Below are 13,253 nucleotides of genomic sequence, written 5' to 3' on the forward strand. Positions count from 1 at the left end.
CAGCTACTTCTTGCAGAAGTGCTTGAACGCCACGTCGCCAAAGCTGCCCGCGAGCGTCGGGCCGTAGCCCGGGATCTGGTTCACCTTGTGCGTATAGATCCTGTTCGCCTTTTCGTCGTGGTAGATCCAGCTCTCCTTCACGGCAAACGACGCGGCGCTGCAGTTGAACATCGCGATGGCCTTTGAGGCCGTCACGTCGCCCTTCCCCGGGATCGCCACTGGCTTGGCGTAAACGACCCGCACCGTGGCCGTGATGATGCCATCCTTTGCCGTCTTCACGGTGCGCGCCTCGATGAACACGGGATTGCCCGTGCTCGTGAGGCCGACCTGCTGCCAGCGTCCCTGCACCGCGCCGACCAGGACGAGCGCCGCCATGAGCGAGGACCTCATGCGTCGAAGTTCTCCTCCTGGTAGTTGTTGCTCCCGGGCGGGCGGCGCGCGCCCTGCTGCGCCGCTGCCTCCGCCTTCGCGGCCTCTTCTTCGTACGTGGTCGTCGGCACGCGGAAGGCTTCGGTCAATGCGGGATCGGTCGGCTTGCCGAGCACCCGACGCGCGGTGTATTCGCCAAACACCGGGCCCTGCTTGAACGCCTCGGCGTTGCCGCCGCCAGCGATCCACACGTTCGAAAAATCGGGGTGCTTGTCGATGATGAAGTTGCGGGAGACTGTCGTCTCGTAGTGACAGGCGCGCTGCTCGTTGATCGGCATGTCCTTGAGCAGCGGAAAGCGTTCGGCCAGGAAGGTGCGTAGGCGGGCGACGTTAGGCGCGCCCACCATGCGCTCGCTCGTATCCGGATCGCCCGCCTGACCGCCACCGATACGCGTACGGAACCCGTGGTTGTCCACGGCGAGCGCCGCCCACCCGGTGATGCCGGGAAAGTTGTGGCTCGGCATGTCGGGCGCCTGGAATCGCTTGTCGCCGATCGGCGTCGCCATGTAGAACACGTTGCCCATCGGGGATCGCATGCGGGGCCCCAGCAGGTTGGCGAACACCTTGGGGAGCCACGGCCCGCAGGCAAAGACGTATTGTCCACCGCGGATCGACGAGCCATCCGAGGTGAGCAGCTGGTCGATCTGGCCCGTGCCGCGCATCAACGTGCTGATGCGGTCGATGCGGAGCGTGCCTCCGTGCTTCTGAAACCAGGAGGCGACGAGTTCGCACGAGCGTCGCGCCCGCACGACCCCGGCCTGTGGCTCGTAGATGATCGCGTTGATCCCCTGCAGGTCGAACACCGGCCAGCGATACCGGGCCTCGTCGACGGTGAGGGTCTCGTGGCCGATGCCGTTCTTCACCCACCACTCGCGCGTCTGCGTGAGGAACGGCTCCCACTGCGCGCGCGTGATGAGGTCACCCGTGGTGAAGTAGACCCGCGCGCCCAATTCCTTCCAGAAGATCTCGTCCCACTCGCGCCAGCGCGTAATCGCGGTGTTGGCCCACAGCATCCATTGCTCGCCGTTCGGCCGGTCGCCGTAGGACGTGCGCACGCCGCGGGTGACGTCGCCGGACGTCGAACGGGAATTGCCAGGGCCGTACGCATCGACGAGGAGCACCTTCGCTCCCATCGCGTTCAGGTGCAGCGCGGTCCAGCCGCCGATAGCGCCCGCGCCGATCACCACGACATCCGGCAATCCCTTCTGGAGCGCCGGCGCCACGCCGGACGACGGAACGATCGTCGCACCCAGCGATCCCGTGCCGGTGAGCAGGAGACCGGTCTGGGCTCCCGCCTGCTTGATGAAGTCGCGGCGGTCGATGCTCACCGGAGGATCAGGGACGAGGAGGAATCGAGTCGATGCGGATCAGCTTGAGCTCGGCCTCATCGACGGAGAGCTCGGCGTCACCCTGCGGGTACCCGTTCAGGTTGAGGATGTACGCGACGATGTCGACGTAGTCCTTGACGGGCAGCTGGCCCGGGTTGTCCTCGGGCATCGTGGTCTTGATCAGCTCGTACAGGTCAAAGACGGTGCGCCCTTTCCATGCCTGCTCGAACGACTCACCCGTGTAGGCCTCCGCGCCGTGACAGCTGCCACAGCTGGTCCGATGAGTGGCGCGCCCTCGGGCCACCTGCTCCGCGTTCATGACGCCGGACATCGCCGATCGTCCGGCCGGGGCCAGGGTGGAGTCGCCCTGGGCGAACGCGGAGGGGGTCATCAACAGGCCGGCTGCGGCGGCGACCAGGGTACGCAGTCTCGAATGCATGTGGTGGTCTGGCGTGAAGGCGAGGAAGCGTCGACGAGCGCTGGTAATGTTCGCGCCGGCGCGCCGCCCCACCAGTGCCATCCGCTCCCCCGCGCCTGGCGGCCTGATCCCGACGCCTTCGACGGCAGCCAGGCAGCGGGTCGCGCCCATGAGCTACGCCACGGCAAGGCACGTCACACCTGGGTGAGCAGCCATCGCCACATGCGGTGGCCACCGGCCTGCGACGGAAGCGTTCATCAGCGGAGCGTTTGGGTGCTGCTCCCGGGGGGACATCCCTTGCGGGGCTGACAGGACCGACCGAACGTGAAGGCCTGCGGCACCCGAATTCCCACCCGGAGATCCTCCGATGCGCCGTACCCTGATGTTCGTCGTGGTGCCCGTGTTCGCATGCTCGTCGTCGCGCACCACGGTCGAGTCGGCGCCGCTGTCCGGGGCGAGCGCGACCGCGGCGGCGACCACCAGGGGTCGCACTGCCGACGTGATCCCCGAAAGCGAAATCTCCCAGCAGACCGGCGTCACCAACGCCTACGACCTGATCCGACGCCTGCGACCGAACTTCCTGCGCAACGTCGAGCGATCGAGCCTTCGCACCAACTCCAGCGCGCCACTCGTGCGCCTCAACGGACAGCTGCTGGGCGAGCTGACCGAACTGCGCGGCATCGAGGTGACACTGGTCCAGGAGATCCGCTACTTCTCGATCGTCGAGGCCGAAAGCCGCTGGAGCGGCACGCTGGGCCGGCCAGTGATCGCGGTCACGACGAAGAAGACCCTGAAGTGAGGCGAGCGCGCGGTTAGGTTCCGTGCATGGGTTTCCGGGCCATCAACCTCGTGCCGACATGAACGAGAAACAGCTGCAGAAGCTGATCAAGCAGATGGAGAAGAAGGCCAAGCCGGCGTCCAGGCCCGCGCGCTGGAACGATCCCACGCTGGCGGCCACGCAAAAGGATGCCGAGGAAAACGTCGAAGAGGCGAAAGAGATCTTCAGGGAGATGAAGCGCCGCGAGTTCTGAGTTTCGCGGCTTCCGCGCGACGTCGGACCGCCGACACGGAGTCGGCGTCGACCGCGGCCGCCAGCATCTCGATGAACGCCGCGCGCGCGGCAGACGGTTCGCGGCCGGTCGCCACGGGCCATGCACTGATCATCGCGACCACCAGGCGTCGCGCCGGGTCGATGTGGATCAACTGCCCGTGGATGCCTCGCGCGCCGAAGGTGCCGTCCGCCGATGTCCACCACTGGTAGCCGTACCCACGGCCGTCGCCCAGGTCCACCTGGGATTTCGTGGCCTCCTCGAGCCATCCGTCGGCAAGCACGGGTCGACCGTTGATGCGACCGCCATCCAGGACAAACTGCCCGAAGCGGGCAAAGTCGCGCAGCGTCGCCTGGAAGCAGCATCCGCCGTGTTCGTGGCCTCCGCGGTCGAGCTGCCACGTCGCGTCCTGCTCCATCCCGTAGCGACCCCAGATCTTTCGTGACAGGTAGCGGGACAGCGGCTGGCCTGTGGCCGACGACACGAGCACGCCGATGAGATTCGTCTCGCCGGTCTTGTAGACCCAGCGGGTTCCGGGCGTCGTATCGCGCGTGAGCGTCCGCATGAAGCTTACCGTCGCGTTCTCCCCCCGCGGTGGCCGGTGCAGGTGGAAGCGATAGACGTCACTCAGCGTATCGGTGTAGTCCTCGTTCCAGCGCACCCCGGACGTCATGGTGAGGAGCTGCCGCACGTTCACACTGTCGTAAACGCTGCCCTTGAGGCCGGGGATGTATCGCGTGACGGGGTCCTCGACGCTGGCGATGTAGCCGTCGCGTATCGCCGCGCCCACGAGTGTCCCCGTGATCGACTTCGCCACCGAAAACGACGTCCATTTCTTCGAGGCGGACTGGCCGAGCGCGTAGCGCTCGAGCCGGCGCTCCCCGTCGACCAGCACGACGACGCCGGCCACCTTCTGCTCGGCGATGTAGCGATCCAGGGCCTGCCCACTTTCGGTCGAGGGGGCGAGCGCGGCCAGCGGTGCGCCGACGGGCAAAGGATGTACGCGGACGCCGCGCCTGACGATGCGATGCTCGTAGATCGCGCTCCAGCGCGGGAACCCGAACTCGCGTTCGGCCTGGTTCCAGGTGGCCAGGGGACGGTCGCGCAGGTCCCGGATGGTCGGTTGCGAGAGGAGCGTGCGCCCGGCAGCAGCGAGGAGCGCGAGGGAGAGAGAGAGGCGCGATGCCAGCATGCTCGAAGTTTACTCGGCGCGACCGGCGCGCGTGGGCGCATGGTGACCAGAGGACCGCTGCGACTGGCGACTCATGGTTCGTTGTGCTCGCCGGAAATGGGGATGCCGGAAGGTCCGGGTGAGGCCACAAGCGCACCTCATGTTCCGCGTCGGCCTGACCGCTCGTCCTTGCCCCACGCGTACCGTGGGCCGCGACGCCCTCCTTGCCGTTCGATCACTCCGGCGCAGTCCCGGCTTCGTGGCGCTTGTCGTCCTGTCGCTCGGCGTCGCCCTCGGCGTGACGACCACGATGTTCGGGCTCGTCGACTCGGTCCTGCATCCGCGGGTCCCGCTGCTTTGCCGTGCGCATCGCGTTCGGCTCGTCCGAAGCGCAGGTCGCGCGCATGACGTTGCGTGACGGGGCGACGATGGCGCTTGCGGGGACGGCGGTGGGCGCCTTTCTGGCGATGTGGCTGGCGCGCGTGCTCGACGCGATGCTGTACGACGTGTTCTACACCGACGCGCGCGCGCTGGTGGTGGCCGAGGTCCTGGTGATCGCGGTGACCTTCGCGGCCGCTCTCGTTCCGGCGCGACAGGCGGCGAGGAGCGCTCCGGCGGAGATCCTTCGCGCGCGCTGACGCGAAGGTTGGGACGAGCCGATGGCCGTTCGCCCCCGCGGGATCGCCGTCTGCCATCTGCGGACTCGGTCGCGCGCCCGCGACGCGTGAGAGTTGCGGCGCGAGACACTCGCGCTCCGCCCTCCCGTCACCCACCCGCGCCATGCCCACCTCGATTCCCGGTGCCCGCCGCTCGATCCTCACATGCGCCGCCCTGGCCCTGGGACCGGTTGCATTGCCCGCGCAGGGTGCGCGCGTGTCACTGGCCGACCCTGCGGCATACGGCGCCGAGGTCGAGCGCGCGGTGACGCTCGTGCGGCGCGCCACGGCAGCCTACCAGAACATCGACGCCGCGATCGCCGATGGCTTTCCCCGTGTGGTCGCCAGTTGCCTGGCGAATCAGGAAGCCGGCGGCATGGGACATCACCACACCAATCGCGCGCGGATGGACGCGTCCGTGGAGATCGAGAAGCCCGAGATCCTGCTCTACTCGTACCACCCTGACGGCCGCTACGTCCTCAACGGCGTGGAGTACATCGTGCCGTTCAGTGTCTGGCCCAGGGACTCCGCGCCGCCACGGGTCATGGGTCGCGACCTGATCCCGAGCGAAGGTCTCAACCTGTGGTACCTGCACGTCTGGATCTGGACGCCTAACGCGTCCGGCCTGTTCTCGGACTGGAATCCCACCGTGACCTGCCGGCCCGCGGGCGGCGGCGGCCTCGACCTCTCATCGCAGCGCTGACCGGCTGCGCGCGCATCAGGTCAGGTAGTTCTCCCTCACATGCGTGATGTGGAAGGCGACGTGACCGGCCAGGATGTGCACGAGCGCGCGCACGGTGACCGGGTTGCCGGACACGATTCCGCTGCGGTTGATCGCCTCGTCAGGCATCGCCTCGATCGCGGTGATGTTGGCCAGCCGCGCAGTGCGCCACTGCCCCAGCACCGAGGCGACCGAGTGCGCATTGAACTGTCCGTGGGGCGTCCACTGATCCTGGTCAAAGGACGGCAGGGGGTTCGCGTCGCCGCGCGCGATGTGGAGCGCCCGGAACCCGAACACGCGCTCGGTGTCGGCCACGTGCCCGATGACCTCCTTGAGGCTCCACTTCCCAGGGGCGTAGCTCGCCATTCCCTGGGCCTCGGTCACGGTTGCGAACAGCGCCTCGAACTCGGCGACCTGTGAACGCAACGTCGGCATGAGCTGGCCGTCAGGGACGAGCGTGACGTAGCGCTGGAAGTAGGGCGTGTATTCGGACGGGGATGGCGCGTGCATGGCGGCGGCTCGCAAGAGAGGATGGGCGAACGAGGTCGACGGTACGGGGGCGTTCGGCGTTCCGTACCGTCCGTGAAATCTGGCGACCTCGGGCTCAATCCGCGCGCGGCGAGGCGGCGCGGTGAGACCCCAGGGTTGCACCGTCGACCGGGTGACTGAAGCGGAGAAGCGTCGCGGGTCGCGCAGCCCAACTGGAGCGCGCTCGCCGGGGCACTCGTGACGCGCGCCGCTCTCGATGTGCGGGCCCGTCAGGTTATCGCCCGCTCCATCGCGAGTTCGGCGTCCAAAGACACACCGTCGCGGTTGATCGTGGCCACGGCGACTGTCTTGCCTCTTGCGAGGTAGCGTACCGTGGCATCGCGGGCGGCCAGGCTGCCGTCGATCTCGATGCGGTCCCACTGCGCCGCGTGACCGACGTAGTTGATCGTGGCGTCGTAGTGTGCGCTCCAGAAGAACGGCACCGCGTCGAACGCCACGTTGGCGCCGAGCATGTTGCGCGCCGCCGCCACCCCCTGGCGCTGGGCGAGCGCCCAGTGCTCCACGCGAAGACGCTCACCGGTATGGGGATCCGGCCAGCGCGCGATGTCGCCCGCCGCCCAGATGGCGGGGTCACTCGAACGCAGCTGTGCATCGACCAGCACGCCGCGATCGACCGCGAGCCCTGCGGCCTGCGCGAGTTCCAGATTCGGCCGCACGCCGACGCCGGCGACCACGAGGCCGGCGCCGAGCAGCGTTCCGTCGTCCAGCATCACCCCATCGGGACGCGTCGACACGGGCTTGCGTCCGAGATGGAACGTGACGCCTCGCGACTCGTGCACACTGCGAATCCAGTCGCCAACCTCGGGGCCAAGCACGCGCTCCAGCGGTCGCGCATCGGGGGCCACGACGTGCACCTCGAGGCCACGCGCGACGAGCGAGGCGGCCACTTCGAGTCCGATGAAGCTCGCGCCGATCACGACGGCGCGCCGCGGCGCCGCCTGCTCGGCCGCGCGAATAATCGCTCGACTGTCGGCCAGCGACCGGAGCGTGAGCAGCGGCAACTCCGCTGCGACGGGGATGTCGAGCCTCACGGCGGTCGCTCCCGTCGCGAGCAACAGGGCATCGTACGCGAGCGTACTGCCCCCGTCGACCGTGAGGGTTCGCTCGGCCGGGGTGATGGCCCGCACCCGCTCGCGCCGCAGCTCAATGCCTCGCGCCTGCAGCTGTTCGGCCGAGCGCAGCGTGACCCACTCCTCGGGCGCACTGCCGGCGAGGTAGTCCTTGGACAGATTCGGCCGATCGACCGCAGCGGCCGGATCGCTGTCGAACAGGGTCACCGGTCCTTCGTAACCCTCGTCGCGCAGCGCTTCCGCAGCGGCAGTGCCCGCGGCACCAGCGCCGATGATGACGACGGAGGACGGCGCACTCGTCAGGCGCCGCGACGGTGCTGCCGCGGCACGACCGGTCACGCGCACAGTGCCTCCCTGCTCCTCCACCGCATAGCATGCCACCGGTGCCAGCGCGGGCGGACGATCCGACTTGCCGGTACGGAGGTCGAAGGCCGCGTGATGCCAAGGGCAGCGCACGGTGTGACCCACGACCAGACCTTCGGCGAGCGGGCCGCCGTAGTGCGTGCAGGTGGCGCCGATGGCATGACATCGGCCTTCGACGCGGGTGATGACAACGGCGTCATCACCCACACGACCGGCGAGCAGGGCGCCCTCGACAATCGAGTGCGCAGGGACACCCGCGGCGAGATCCGGGGTGTCGGGAGCGGGAGCAGCGTGATCGGCCATCAGACGTCTCGATTGAACGGCGGGTGCGGCGCGTCCGCGCGCACCGGGAGGCGGCCGCGCCTCGTTCCCGTTTGCGCGAGAGCACCCGACACCCACACCTAGTCGAGCGCGCGGATTCAGTTCCCCGAGGTCACCAGGGTACTGGCCGGTGCCCTGGGAATCGTGAGACGGAACGTGCTGCCCGATGTCGTGCTCGCTGCGAGCACGACGTCACCGCCATGCTCACGCGCCACGCGTCGGCAAATGGCCAGTCCGAGCCCGGCTCCGTCCGTGCCTGACGATGCGCGCACGGCGTCAGCGCGAAAGAATCGTTCGAACAATCGCGCCTGCACCTCCGCGGGGATGCCGGCGCCATCGTCGCGCACGTCGAGCCGCCAGCGCGGGCCATCGTCGCTGACGTCGATGACGACGACGCCGCCAGGTCGCCCGTACTTGATGGCGTTCACCACGAGATTGTCGATGGCGCGTCGCAGCAGCGTCTCGTCTCCCAGCACCAGACCTTCGTCGACGCCGCGCACCTCGATGGATGCCTGACGGGCCGCGGCCAACGATCGGAGGTCGTGGGCGCTGTCTTCCGCGAGATCCCTGAGGTGGAGCGGCGTCCGGTTCAGAATCGGCTCGCCGGCATCGGCACGCGCGAGGAGGAACAGGTCACCAACGATCGCGCGCAGGCGATGCGCCGACTGCCTGATCGTGCGCAACGCCGTCACGTAGTCGTCGCGCGTGCGATCGTCCCGCGCGAGGGCAAGGTCGGCTTCGCCATTGATGATCGCGAGCGGCGTGCGCAGCTCGTGCGACGCATCGGCGGCAAAGCGGGCCTGGGCCTCGAACGATCGTTCGAGGCGCTCCAGCAACTCGTTGAACGTGGTGGCGAGCCGTCCGATCTCGTCGGCCGGATTGACGACGGGGATGCGCTCGTGGAGGTTGGTTGCGCCGATCTCGCGTGCACGACGCGACATCACGTCCACCGGGGCAAAGCCGCGCCCCGCGAGCCACCAGCCACCAGCGCTGGCGAGCAGGAGCACCACGGGCAATCCGATGCCGAGTGCCCAACGAGCGTCGCGCAACATGCGGGTGCGCGCCGTCATCACCTGGGCAACACCAACGACGAGTGCGCGATTCCCGATGTCGTATGGCAGCAGGAGGACGCGCACCGGTCGTTCGTCGATGACGCGAGTGACGAGTGTGGGCATCGCGGGTGCGGACTCGAGCAGGTCGTCCAGCACGTTGTCGATCGCGAGGCGCGGGCTCGATGCCCCGTCGCGCGGTCCGGGCAAGGCGTCGCGCGGCGGCGCGACCGGACCGCGGGCGCGGTCGTGCAGTCGTACGGACACCCCGGGGAGCTGGAGCACGTCGAGCACGGCAGCGATCGCCACACTGTCGGCCGCACCGAGGTGACGTTCGAACTCGATCGCCGACGCGAGCGTCTCGCCGGACTCGGCAAGGAACTCGTCCACGCGCTCCAGGCTGCTGTAGGCGAGAAAGACGTACCCGGCTCCGCCGACCGCGCTCAGGAAGGCCGCGAACACCACCGCGTACCACCAGGCGAGCCGGGCGCGCAGGCTCCGACCGAACATCACCGCGACGGCTCTGCGTTGTCCGCCTCTGCGAGCATGTAGCCCGCGCCTCGCCGCGTGTGGATCAGCGGCGCGCGACCCTGATCGACCTTCTTGCGCACGCGATTGATATAGACCTCGATCGCGTTGGTGAACGGATCGTGGTTTTCGTCCCAGACGTGTTCGACCAGTTCCGCCCGTCCGATGACGCGTCCGGCGTGGCGTGCGAGGTACTCGAGGAGCACGTACTCCTTGGTCGTGAGTGCCAGTGTGCGCCCCCCACGTTCGGCCCGCTGCGCCGCGACGTCGACCGTGAGGTCACCGACGGTGAGACGCGAGGGTGAGAGTTCCGGCATGCGACGCAGCAGCGCGCGCACGCGCGCTTCGAGTTCCGCGAGGTCGAACGGCTTCGTGAGATAGTCGTCTGCCCCCGCGTCGAGACCGGCCACCCGATCGCGGACGGCATCACGCGCCGTGAGCATGAGGATCGGCACGCGGCTCCCGCGCTTGCGGATCTCGGCGCAGACCTCGAGGCCGTTGCGCTTTGGCAGCTGAATGTCGAGCACGATCACGTCATACGGATTCACGGCAGCCTGCACCACGGCGGCGTCGCCATCGGTGGCGTGGTCGACGGCGTAGCCACCTTCACGCAGCGAGCGCACGAGCAGGTCGGCCAGGCGGGCATCGTCTTCCACCAGCAGCAGGCGCATCGCGCTGTAATCCTCCGTTAAGCCGTCGGCGCGTACCATGCGCGCGGGTTCGGGATGCGGGCTTTGGCCGCACCACCCCCGCACCGTGGCGCCTTCACGGACAACATAGCTGGAGATACCCATGCGAGCACGACGCACCATCTTCCTTGCGGGCCCGGTACTGCTCTGGGGCGCCCTCGCGGCAGCGCAGGGCAAGTCGCCGACCACTGCGAAGCCGGCACCGGCGCACACGACGACGGCCACGGTCGCCGATACGGCGCACAAGACGGCCGCCAAGGCCACGCACCCCACCGACTCGGCGAAGAAGTCGCCGCGTCACAAGGCACGCAAGCCCAGGTCCTGACCGCTTGCGGCGTCGGTGCATCGGGGGATGTCACCGGCGCCGCACGGTTCGGCCGCCACGATGCGCGCCCCGTTCACTGTGCGGTCCGTTGGTTGGGTGACCGCCGCGGCATTGCTCGGGGTCGCATCCTGGTGGGGCGTGCGCCGCCGCCCACCCGCAGCGCGCGTCACCGAGTTCCCGACCCGCATCGCGGGCGTACGGCTCGCCGTGATCTTCACCGGCGACGAGGGGACGACCGATGAACTGCGGGCGCTCGCCGCCGCTCTGGCCCGGGACGGCACACCGAGCGTTGCCGTGGCGCCATGGCGTGACGGCTCGACGCCGGTTGGCGTCGGCGGGGGCGTCGATGCGCTCGTGCGCACCTACCTCCGGACGTGGGACCGCCAACGCCTCATCCTCATCGGTCTCGCGCGAGGTGCCGGCACCGCGCCGTTTGTCGCCAATCGCCTGCGTGGCGACGTGCGCAGCCGGATCGATGCCCTGGTCCTGGTCGATCCTCCGCCCCGTGCCGCCTTCCGGGGCCATCGCGGATGGGGGTCCGGTGTCCGGCCCACCGACCTCCCCGTGCGACCCGAGTTGGAGCGCCTGCGCGGCGTCCCCATGCTCTGCCTTTCGGATCCGCGGGGCTACTGCGCGTCGCTCGATCGCGGGCTGGTCCAGGTGCTCGCGGATGGCTCCGACGCTCGGGTGATCCGGCAAATTGTGGCGTTCCTGCAGTAGGTGTACGACTGCACCCGGCACAGGTGGCCCATGAACGTGCCGCGTTCTCACATCGGGCGCAGGGCGGCGGTGATGTCGCAGAGCGACTTGTCTCGCGGGACGTTCACGAAGTCCTGCGCACAAACGCCCCGGCCCGCGAACGAGCCGGGGCGCATTCGTGCAGCGGCATCATCCGCCGATCAGCTTCACACGCTCAACGCGGCGCTGACGCGCGCCCGTGTTGTACACGTCCAGGCTGACCACGACGCCCGCAGACTTTCCGCTCAGCGCCCGGCGCACGTCATCTCGCGTGTGCGTGGCGATGCCGTCGATGGAGAGCAGCACGTCCACACCGCGATCCGAGGGCGGCGCCAGGTGCGATTCACTGTCGGCACCGGGTTCGACGGCGGTGATCACGAGGCCGTTCATGCGCTCGGGGAGCCGAATGTCGCCCGCCACGGACGCGTCATCGCTCGGCGCGACGGAGATCCCGAGGCGCACGCCCGTGGCGTCGGCGGAGTCCGATCGGGCGGACGTCTCGCCTGCCGCGACCTCGCGCTCCATACGGGCCAGCGCCACGCGGATCGTGGCGCGGTCGCCGTTCTTGCGGCGCACGTCGAGCGACACCATGTCGCCCGGGTGGCGGAAGGCGATGCGCTCCTGCAGCTGTGCGACGTATTCAACGGGCGTGCCATCGACCGCGACGATGAGATCCCCGGCGCGCAGTCCGGCACGAGCGGCCGCGCTCGATTCGGGGGGCATCGTGGCCACCACCACGCCCTGTGCGCGCGACATCCCGGCCCACGCGGCGTCATTGGCGTCAGCCTGGCGCACCTGAACGCCCAGGGCCACGCGTTCCACGGCGCCGTGGTCGATCAATTGACGCAACACCACGCGCGCCAGGTCGATGGGGACCGCGAACCCGTAGCCGCTGTAGTAGCCCGTGCCGCTCGCGATCGCGCTGTTGATGCCGATCACGCGCCCGTGCAGGTCGACCAGCGGGCCACCGGAGTTCCCGGGATTGATCGCTGCGTCGGTCTGTATGAAATCCTGGATCGACCGTGAATTGCTGCTCGGCAGCCGCAGCGTGCGCCCCTTGGCGCTGACGATGCCCTCGGTCACCGTGAAAGTGAGCTCCTCGCCAAGCGGGTTCCCGACCGCGAGGACGAATTCGCCGACGCGCGCCGAGTCGCTCGACCCGAGTTCAGCCGGCACGAGGTCGTTGGCCTTGATGCGCAGGACGGCAACGTCGGTGGGCTGGTCAACGCCGACGACCGTTGCGTCAAACTCACGCCGGTCGAGCAACCGCACCCGCACGCGGGACGCGTGATCCACGACATGGGCGTTGGTGAGGATGGTGCCGTCCTTCGAGACGATGAACCCCGATCCGGAGGACATCGCCCGTCGAGGCGACGGCGATGGCGACGACTCGTCAGGCATGCCGAAGAACCGGCGAAACTCCGGCGGGAAGCCATTGGGTGCGGGCGTATCGTCGGCGGCGTCGGCCGTGACGTCCGCGGTGATATAGACGACGGCCGGCTTGACCGTGGCCGCGGCGGCCACCGTCGCGTCGTTCAGCAGCGCGACGCTCGCCACCGGTGGTTCGCTCGCTGGAGGTGGTGCCGCGTGAGCGAGCAGGGTGCCGCGAGGGGCAAGGGTGACGCCGGCAACGCCCGCAACCACCAGCGCTCCGGTGGCGGCGAGTGTCCGCGAGAGGGAGAGTGTGTATGACATGCGACGGCTCCGTTCGGTTGGGTACGGTGGAGGGCGCTTGATGGTCGCCGTTCCGCACGCAACGTGCATCCCGCTCCCTTACAGTCCGGTGAACGACGCGTTCATCGACCGGCAAGGTTCTCCCCGACATCCTGCACGTGGCGCCTCGAGCCAT

General features: G+C 68.8%; 15 protein-coding genes. 6 read left to right on the top strand and 9 right to left on the bottom strand.

The features are described 5' to 3' along the window. Window positions 1–3: 3 nt before the first annotated feature. Genes IT361_13670 through IT361_13680 form a run of 3 tightly spaced genes read right to left on the bottom strand, consistent with a single transcriptional unit; the run spans window position 4 to window position 2,196 of the window. Window positions 4–390, bottom strand: coding sequence for a hypothetical protein (locus tag IT361_13670; protein ID MCC6318724.1), 387 nt, complete (start codon window positions 388–390; stop codon window positions 4–6). Continuing rightward, entirely contained in the window at window positions 387–1,757 is a 1,371-nt protein-coding gene (locus tag IT361_13675) for an FAD-binding oxidoreductase (protein ID MCC6318725.1), read from the bottom strand. The genes IT361_13670 and IT361_13675 overlap by 4 nt, the downstream gene beginning before the upstream one ends. A 7-nt stretch (window positions 1,758–1,764) precedes the next feature. Further along, complete coding sequence (locus IT361_13680; GenBank protein MCC6318726.1) at window positions 1,765–2,196, bottom strand: c-type cytochrome; 432 nt, start codon at window positions 2,194–2,196, stop codon at window positions 1,765–1,767. A gap of 346 nt (window positions 2,197–2,542) precedes the next feature. Between IT361_13680 and IT361_13685 the strand changes: the two genes are divergently transcribed. Both IT361_13685 and IT361_13690 read left to right on the top strand, forming a co-directional pair. Continuing rightward, window positions 2,543–2,974, top strand: a complete 432-nt coding sequence (locus IT361_13685; GenBank protein MCC6318727.1) for a hypothetical protein — start codon at window positions 2,543–2,545, stop codon at window positions 2,972–2,974. 58 nt (window positions 2,975–3,032) lie between these two features. Next, window positions 3,033–3,206 carry a hypothetical protein gene (locus IT361_13690; GenBank protein MCC6318728.1) on the top strand — a complete coding sequence of 58 codons (174 nt, stop codon included), beginning with the start codon at window positions 3,033–3,035 and terminating at the stop codon, window positions 3,204–3,206. On the opposite strand, the gene IT361_13695 is transcribed toward IT361_13690, so the two are convergent. After that, a complete protein-coding gene (locus IT361_13695; protein ID MCC6318729.1) occupies window positions 3,178–4,416 on the bottom strand; it encodes a serine hydrolase in 1,239 nt (412 codons plus the stop codon). The two genes, IT361_13690 and IT361_13695, sit on opposite strands and share 29 nt — an antisense overlap. A 341-nt stretch (window positions 4,417–4,757) precedes the next feature. Between IT361_13695 and IT361_13700 the strand changes: the two genes are divergently transcribed. After that, the gene (locus tag IT361_13700; protein MCC6318730.1) at window positions 4,758–5,033 is read left to right on the top strand and encodes a hypothetical protein; all 276 of its coding nucleotides are present in this window, start codon (window positions 4,758–4,760) and stop codon (window positions 5,031–5,033) included. Window positions 5,034–5,175: 142 nt separating this feature from the next. Beyond that, the gene (locus IT361_13705; protein MCC6318731.1) at window positions 5,176–5,754 is read left to right on the top strand and encodes a hypothetical protein; all 579 of its coding nucleotides are present in this window, start codon (window positions 5,176–5,178) and stop codon (window positions 5,752–5,754) included. Between the two features lie 15 nt (window positions 5,755–5,769). Here IT361_13705 and IT361_13710 read toward each other — a convergent pair whose 3' ends face one another. The 4 genes from IT361_13710 to IT361_13725 all read right to left on the bottom strand — a co-directional run bounded on the left by IT361_13710 (window position 5,770) and on the right by IT361_13725 (window position 10,323). After that, the gene (locus IT361_13710) at window positions 5,770–6,282 is read right to left on the bottom strand and encodes a DinB family protein (protein ID MCC6318732.1); all 513 of its coding nucleotides are present in this window, start codon (window positions 6,280–6,282) and stop codon (window positions 5,770–5,772) included. A 248-nt stretch (window positions 6,283–6,530) separates the two neighbouring features. Then, window positions 6,531–8,057 carry an FAD-dependent oxidoreductase gene (locus IT361_13715; GenBank protein ID MCC6318733.1) on the bottom strand — a complete coding sequence of 509 codons (1,527 nt, stop codon included), beginning with the start codon at window positions 8,055–8,057 and terminating at the stop codon, window positions 6,531–6,533. 116 nt (window positions 8,058–8,173) lie between these two features. Continuing rightward, window positions 8,174–9,634, bottom strand: a complete 1,461-nt coding sequence (locus tag IT361_13720; protein MCC6318734.1) for a HAMP domain-containing protein — start codon at window positions 9,632–9,634, stop codon at window positions 8,174–8,176. Further along, a complete protein-coding gene (locus IT361_13725; protein ID MCC6318735.1) occupies window positions 9,634–10,323 on the bottom strand; it encodes a response regulator transcription factor in 690 nt (229 codons plus the stop codon). The genes IT361_13720 and IT361_13725 overlap by 1 nt, the downstream gene beginning before the upstream one ends. Before the next feature lie 121 nt (window positions 10,324–10,444). Between IT361_13725 and IT361_13730 the strand changes: the two genes are divergently transcribed. Together IT361_13730 and IT361_13735 are read left to right on the top strand one after the other, a co-directional pair. Beyond that, window positions 10,445–10,666: a hypothetical protein gene (locus IT361_13730; GenBank protein MCC6318736.1), complete on the top strand. Its 222-nt coding sequence runs from the start codon at window positions 10,445–10,447 to the stop codon at window positions 10,664–10,666. Between the two features lie 138 nt (window positions 10,667–10,804). Beyond that, window positions 10,805–11,386, top strand: coding sequence for a hypothetical protein (locus tag IT361_13735; protein ID MCC6318737.1), 582 nt, complete (start codon window positions 10,805–10,807; stop codon window positions 11,384–11,386). A 168-nt stretch (window positions 11,387–11,554) separates the two neighbouring features. Here the strand turns inward: IT361_13735 and IT361_13740 are convergent, their stop codons facing one another. Then, complete coding sequence (locus tag IT361_13740; GenBank protein ID MCC6318738.1) at window positions 11,555–13,099, bottom strand: trypsin-like peptidase domain-containing protein; 1,545 nt, start codon at window positions 13,097–13,099, stop codon at window positions 11,555–11,557. Window positions 13,100–13,253 lie beyond the last annotated feature (154 nt).

Source organism: Gemmatimonadaceae bacterium (assembly GCA_020846935.1).
Classification (GTDB): Bacteria; Gemmatimonadota; Gemmatimonadetes; order Gemmatimonadales; family Gemmatimonadaceae; genus RBC101.

Coding starts and splice junctions, on each gene's coding strand:
- IT361_13690 (MCC6318728.1), top strand. CDS start 3,033: ATGAACGAGAAACAGCTGCAGAAGCTGATCAAGCAGATGGAGAAGAAG.
- IT361_13715 (MCC6318733.1), bottom strand. CDS start 8,057: ATGGCCGATCACGCTGCTCCCGCTCCCGACACCCCGGATCTCGCCGCG.
- IT361_13725 (MCC6318735.1), bottom strand. CDS start 10,323: ATGCGCCTGCTGCTGGTGGAAGACGATGCCCGCCTGGCCGACCTGCTC.
- IT361_13680 (MCC6318726.1), bottom strand. CDS start 2,196: ATGCATTCGAGACTGCGTACCCTGGTCGCCGCCGCAGCCGGCCTGTTG.
- IT361_13720 (MCC6318734.1), bottom strand. CDS start 9,634: ATGTTCGGTCGGAGCCTGCGCGCCCGGCTCGCCTGGTGGTACGCGGTG.
- IT361_13695 (MCC6318729.1), bottom strand. CDS start 4,416: ATGCTGGCATCGCGCCTCTCTCTCTCCCTCGCGCTCCTCGCTGCTGCC.
- IT361_13730 (MCC6318736.1), top strand. CDS start 10,445: ATGCGAGCACGACGCACCATCTTCCTTGCGGGCCCGGTACTGCTCTGG.
- IT361_13710 (MCC6318732.1), bottom strand. CDS start 6,282: ATGCACGCGCCATCCCCGTCCGAATACACGCCCTACTTCCAGCGCTAC.
- IT361_13705 (MCC6318731.1), top strand. CDS start 5,176: ATGCCCACCTCGATTCCCGGTGCCCGCCGCTCGATCCTCACATGCGCC.
- IT361_13670 (MCC6318724.1), bottom strand. CDS start 390: ATGAGGTCCTCGCTCATGGCGGCGCTCGTCCTGGTCGGCGCGGTGCAG.
- IT361_13740 (MCC6318738.1), bottom strand. CDS start 13,099: ATGTCATACACACTCTCCCTCTCGCGGACACTCGCCGCCACCGGAGCG.
- IT361_13685 (MCC6318727.1), top strand. CDS start 2,543: ATGCGCCGTACCCTGATGTTCGTCGTGGTGCCCGTGTTCGCATGCTCG.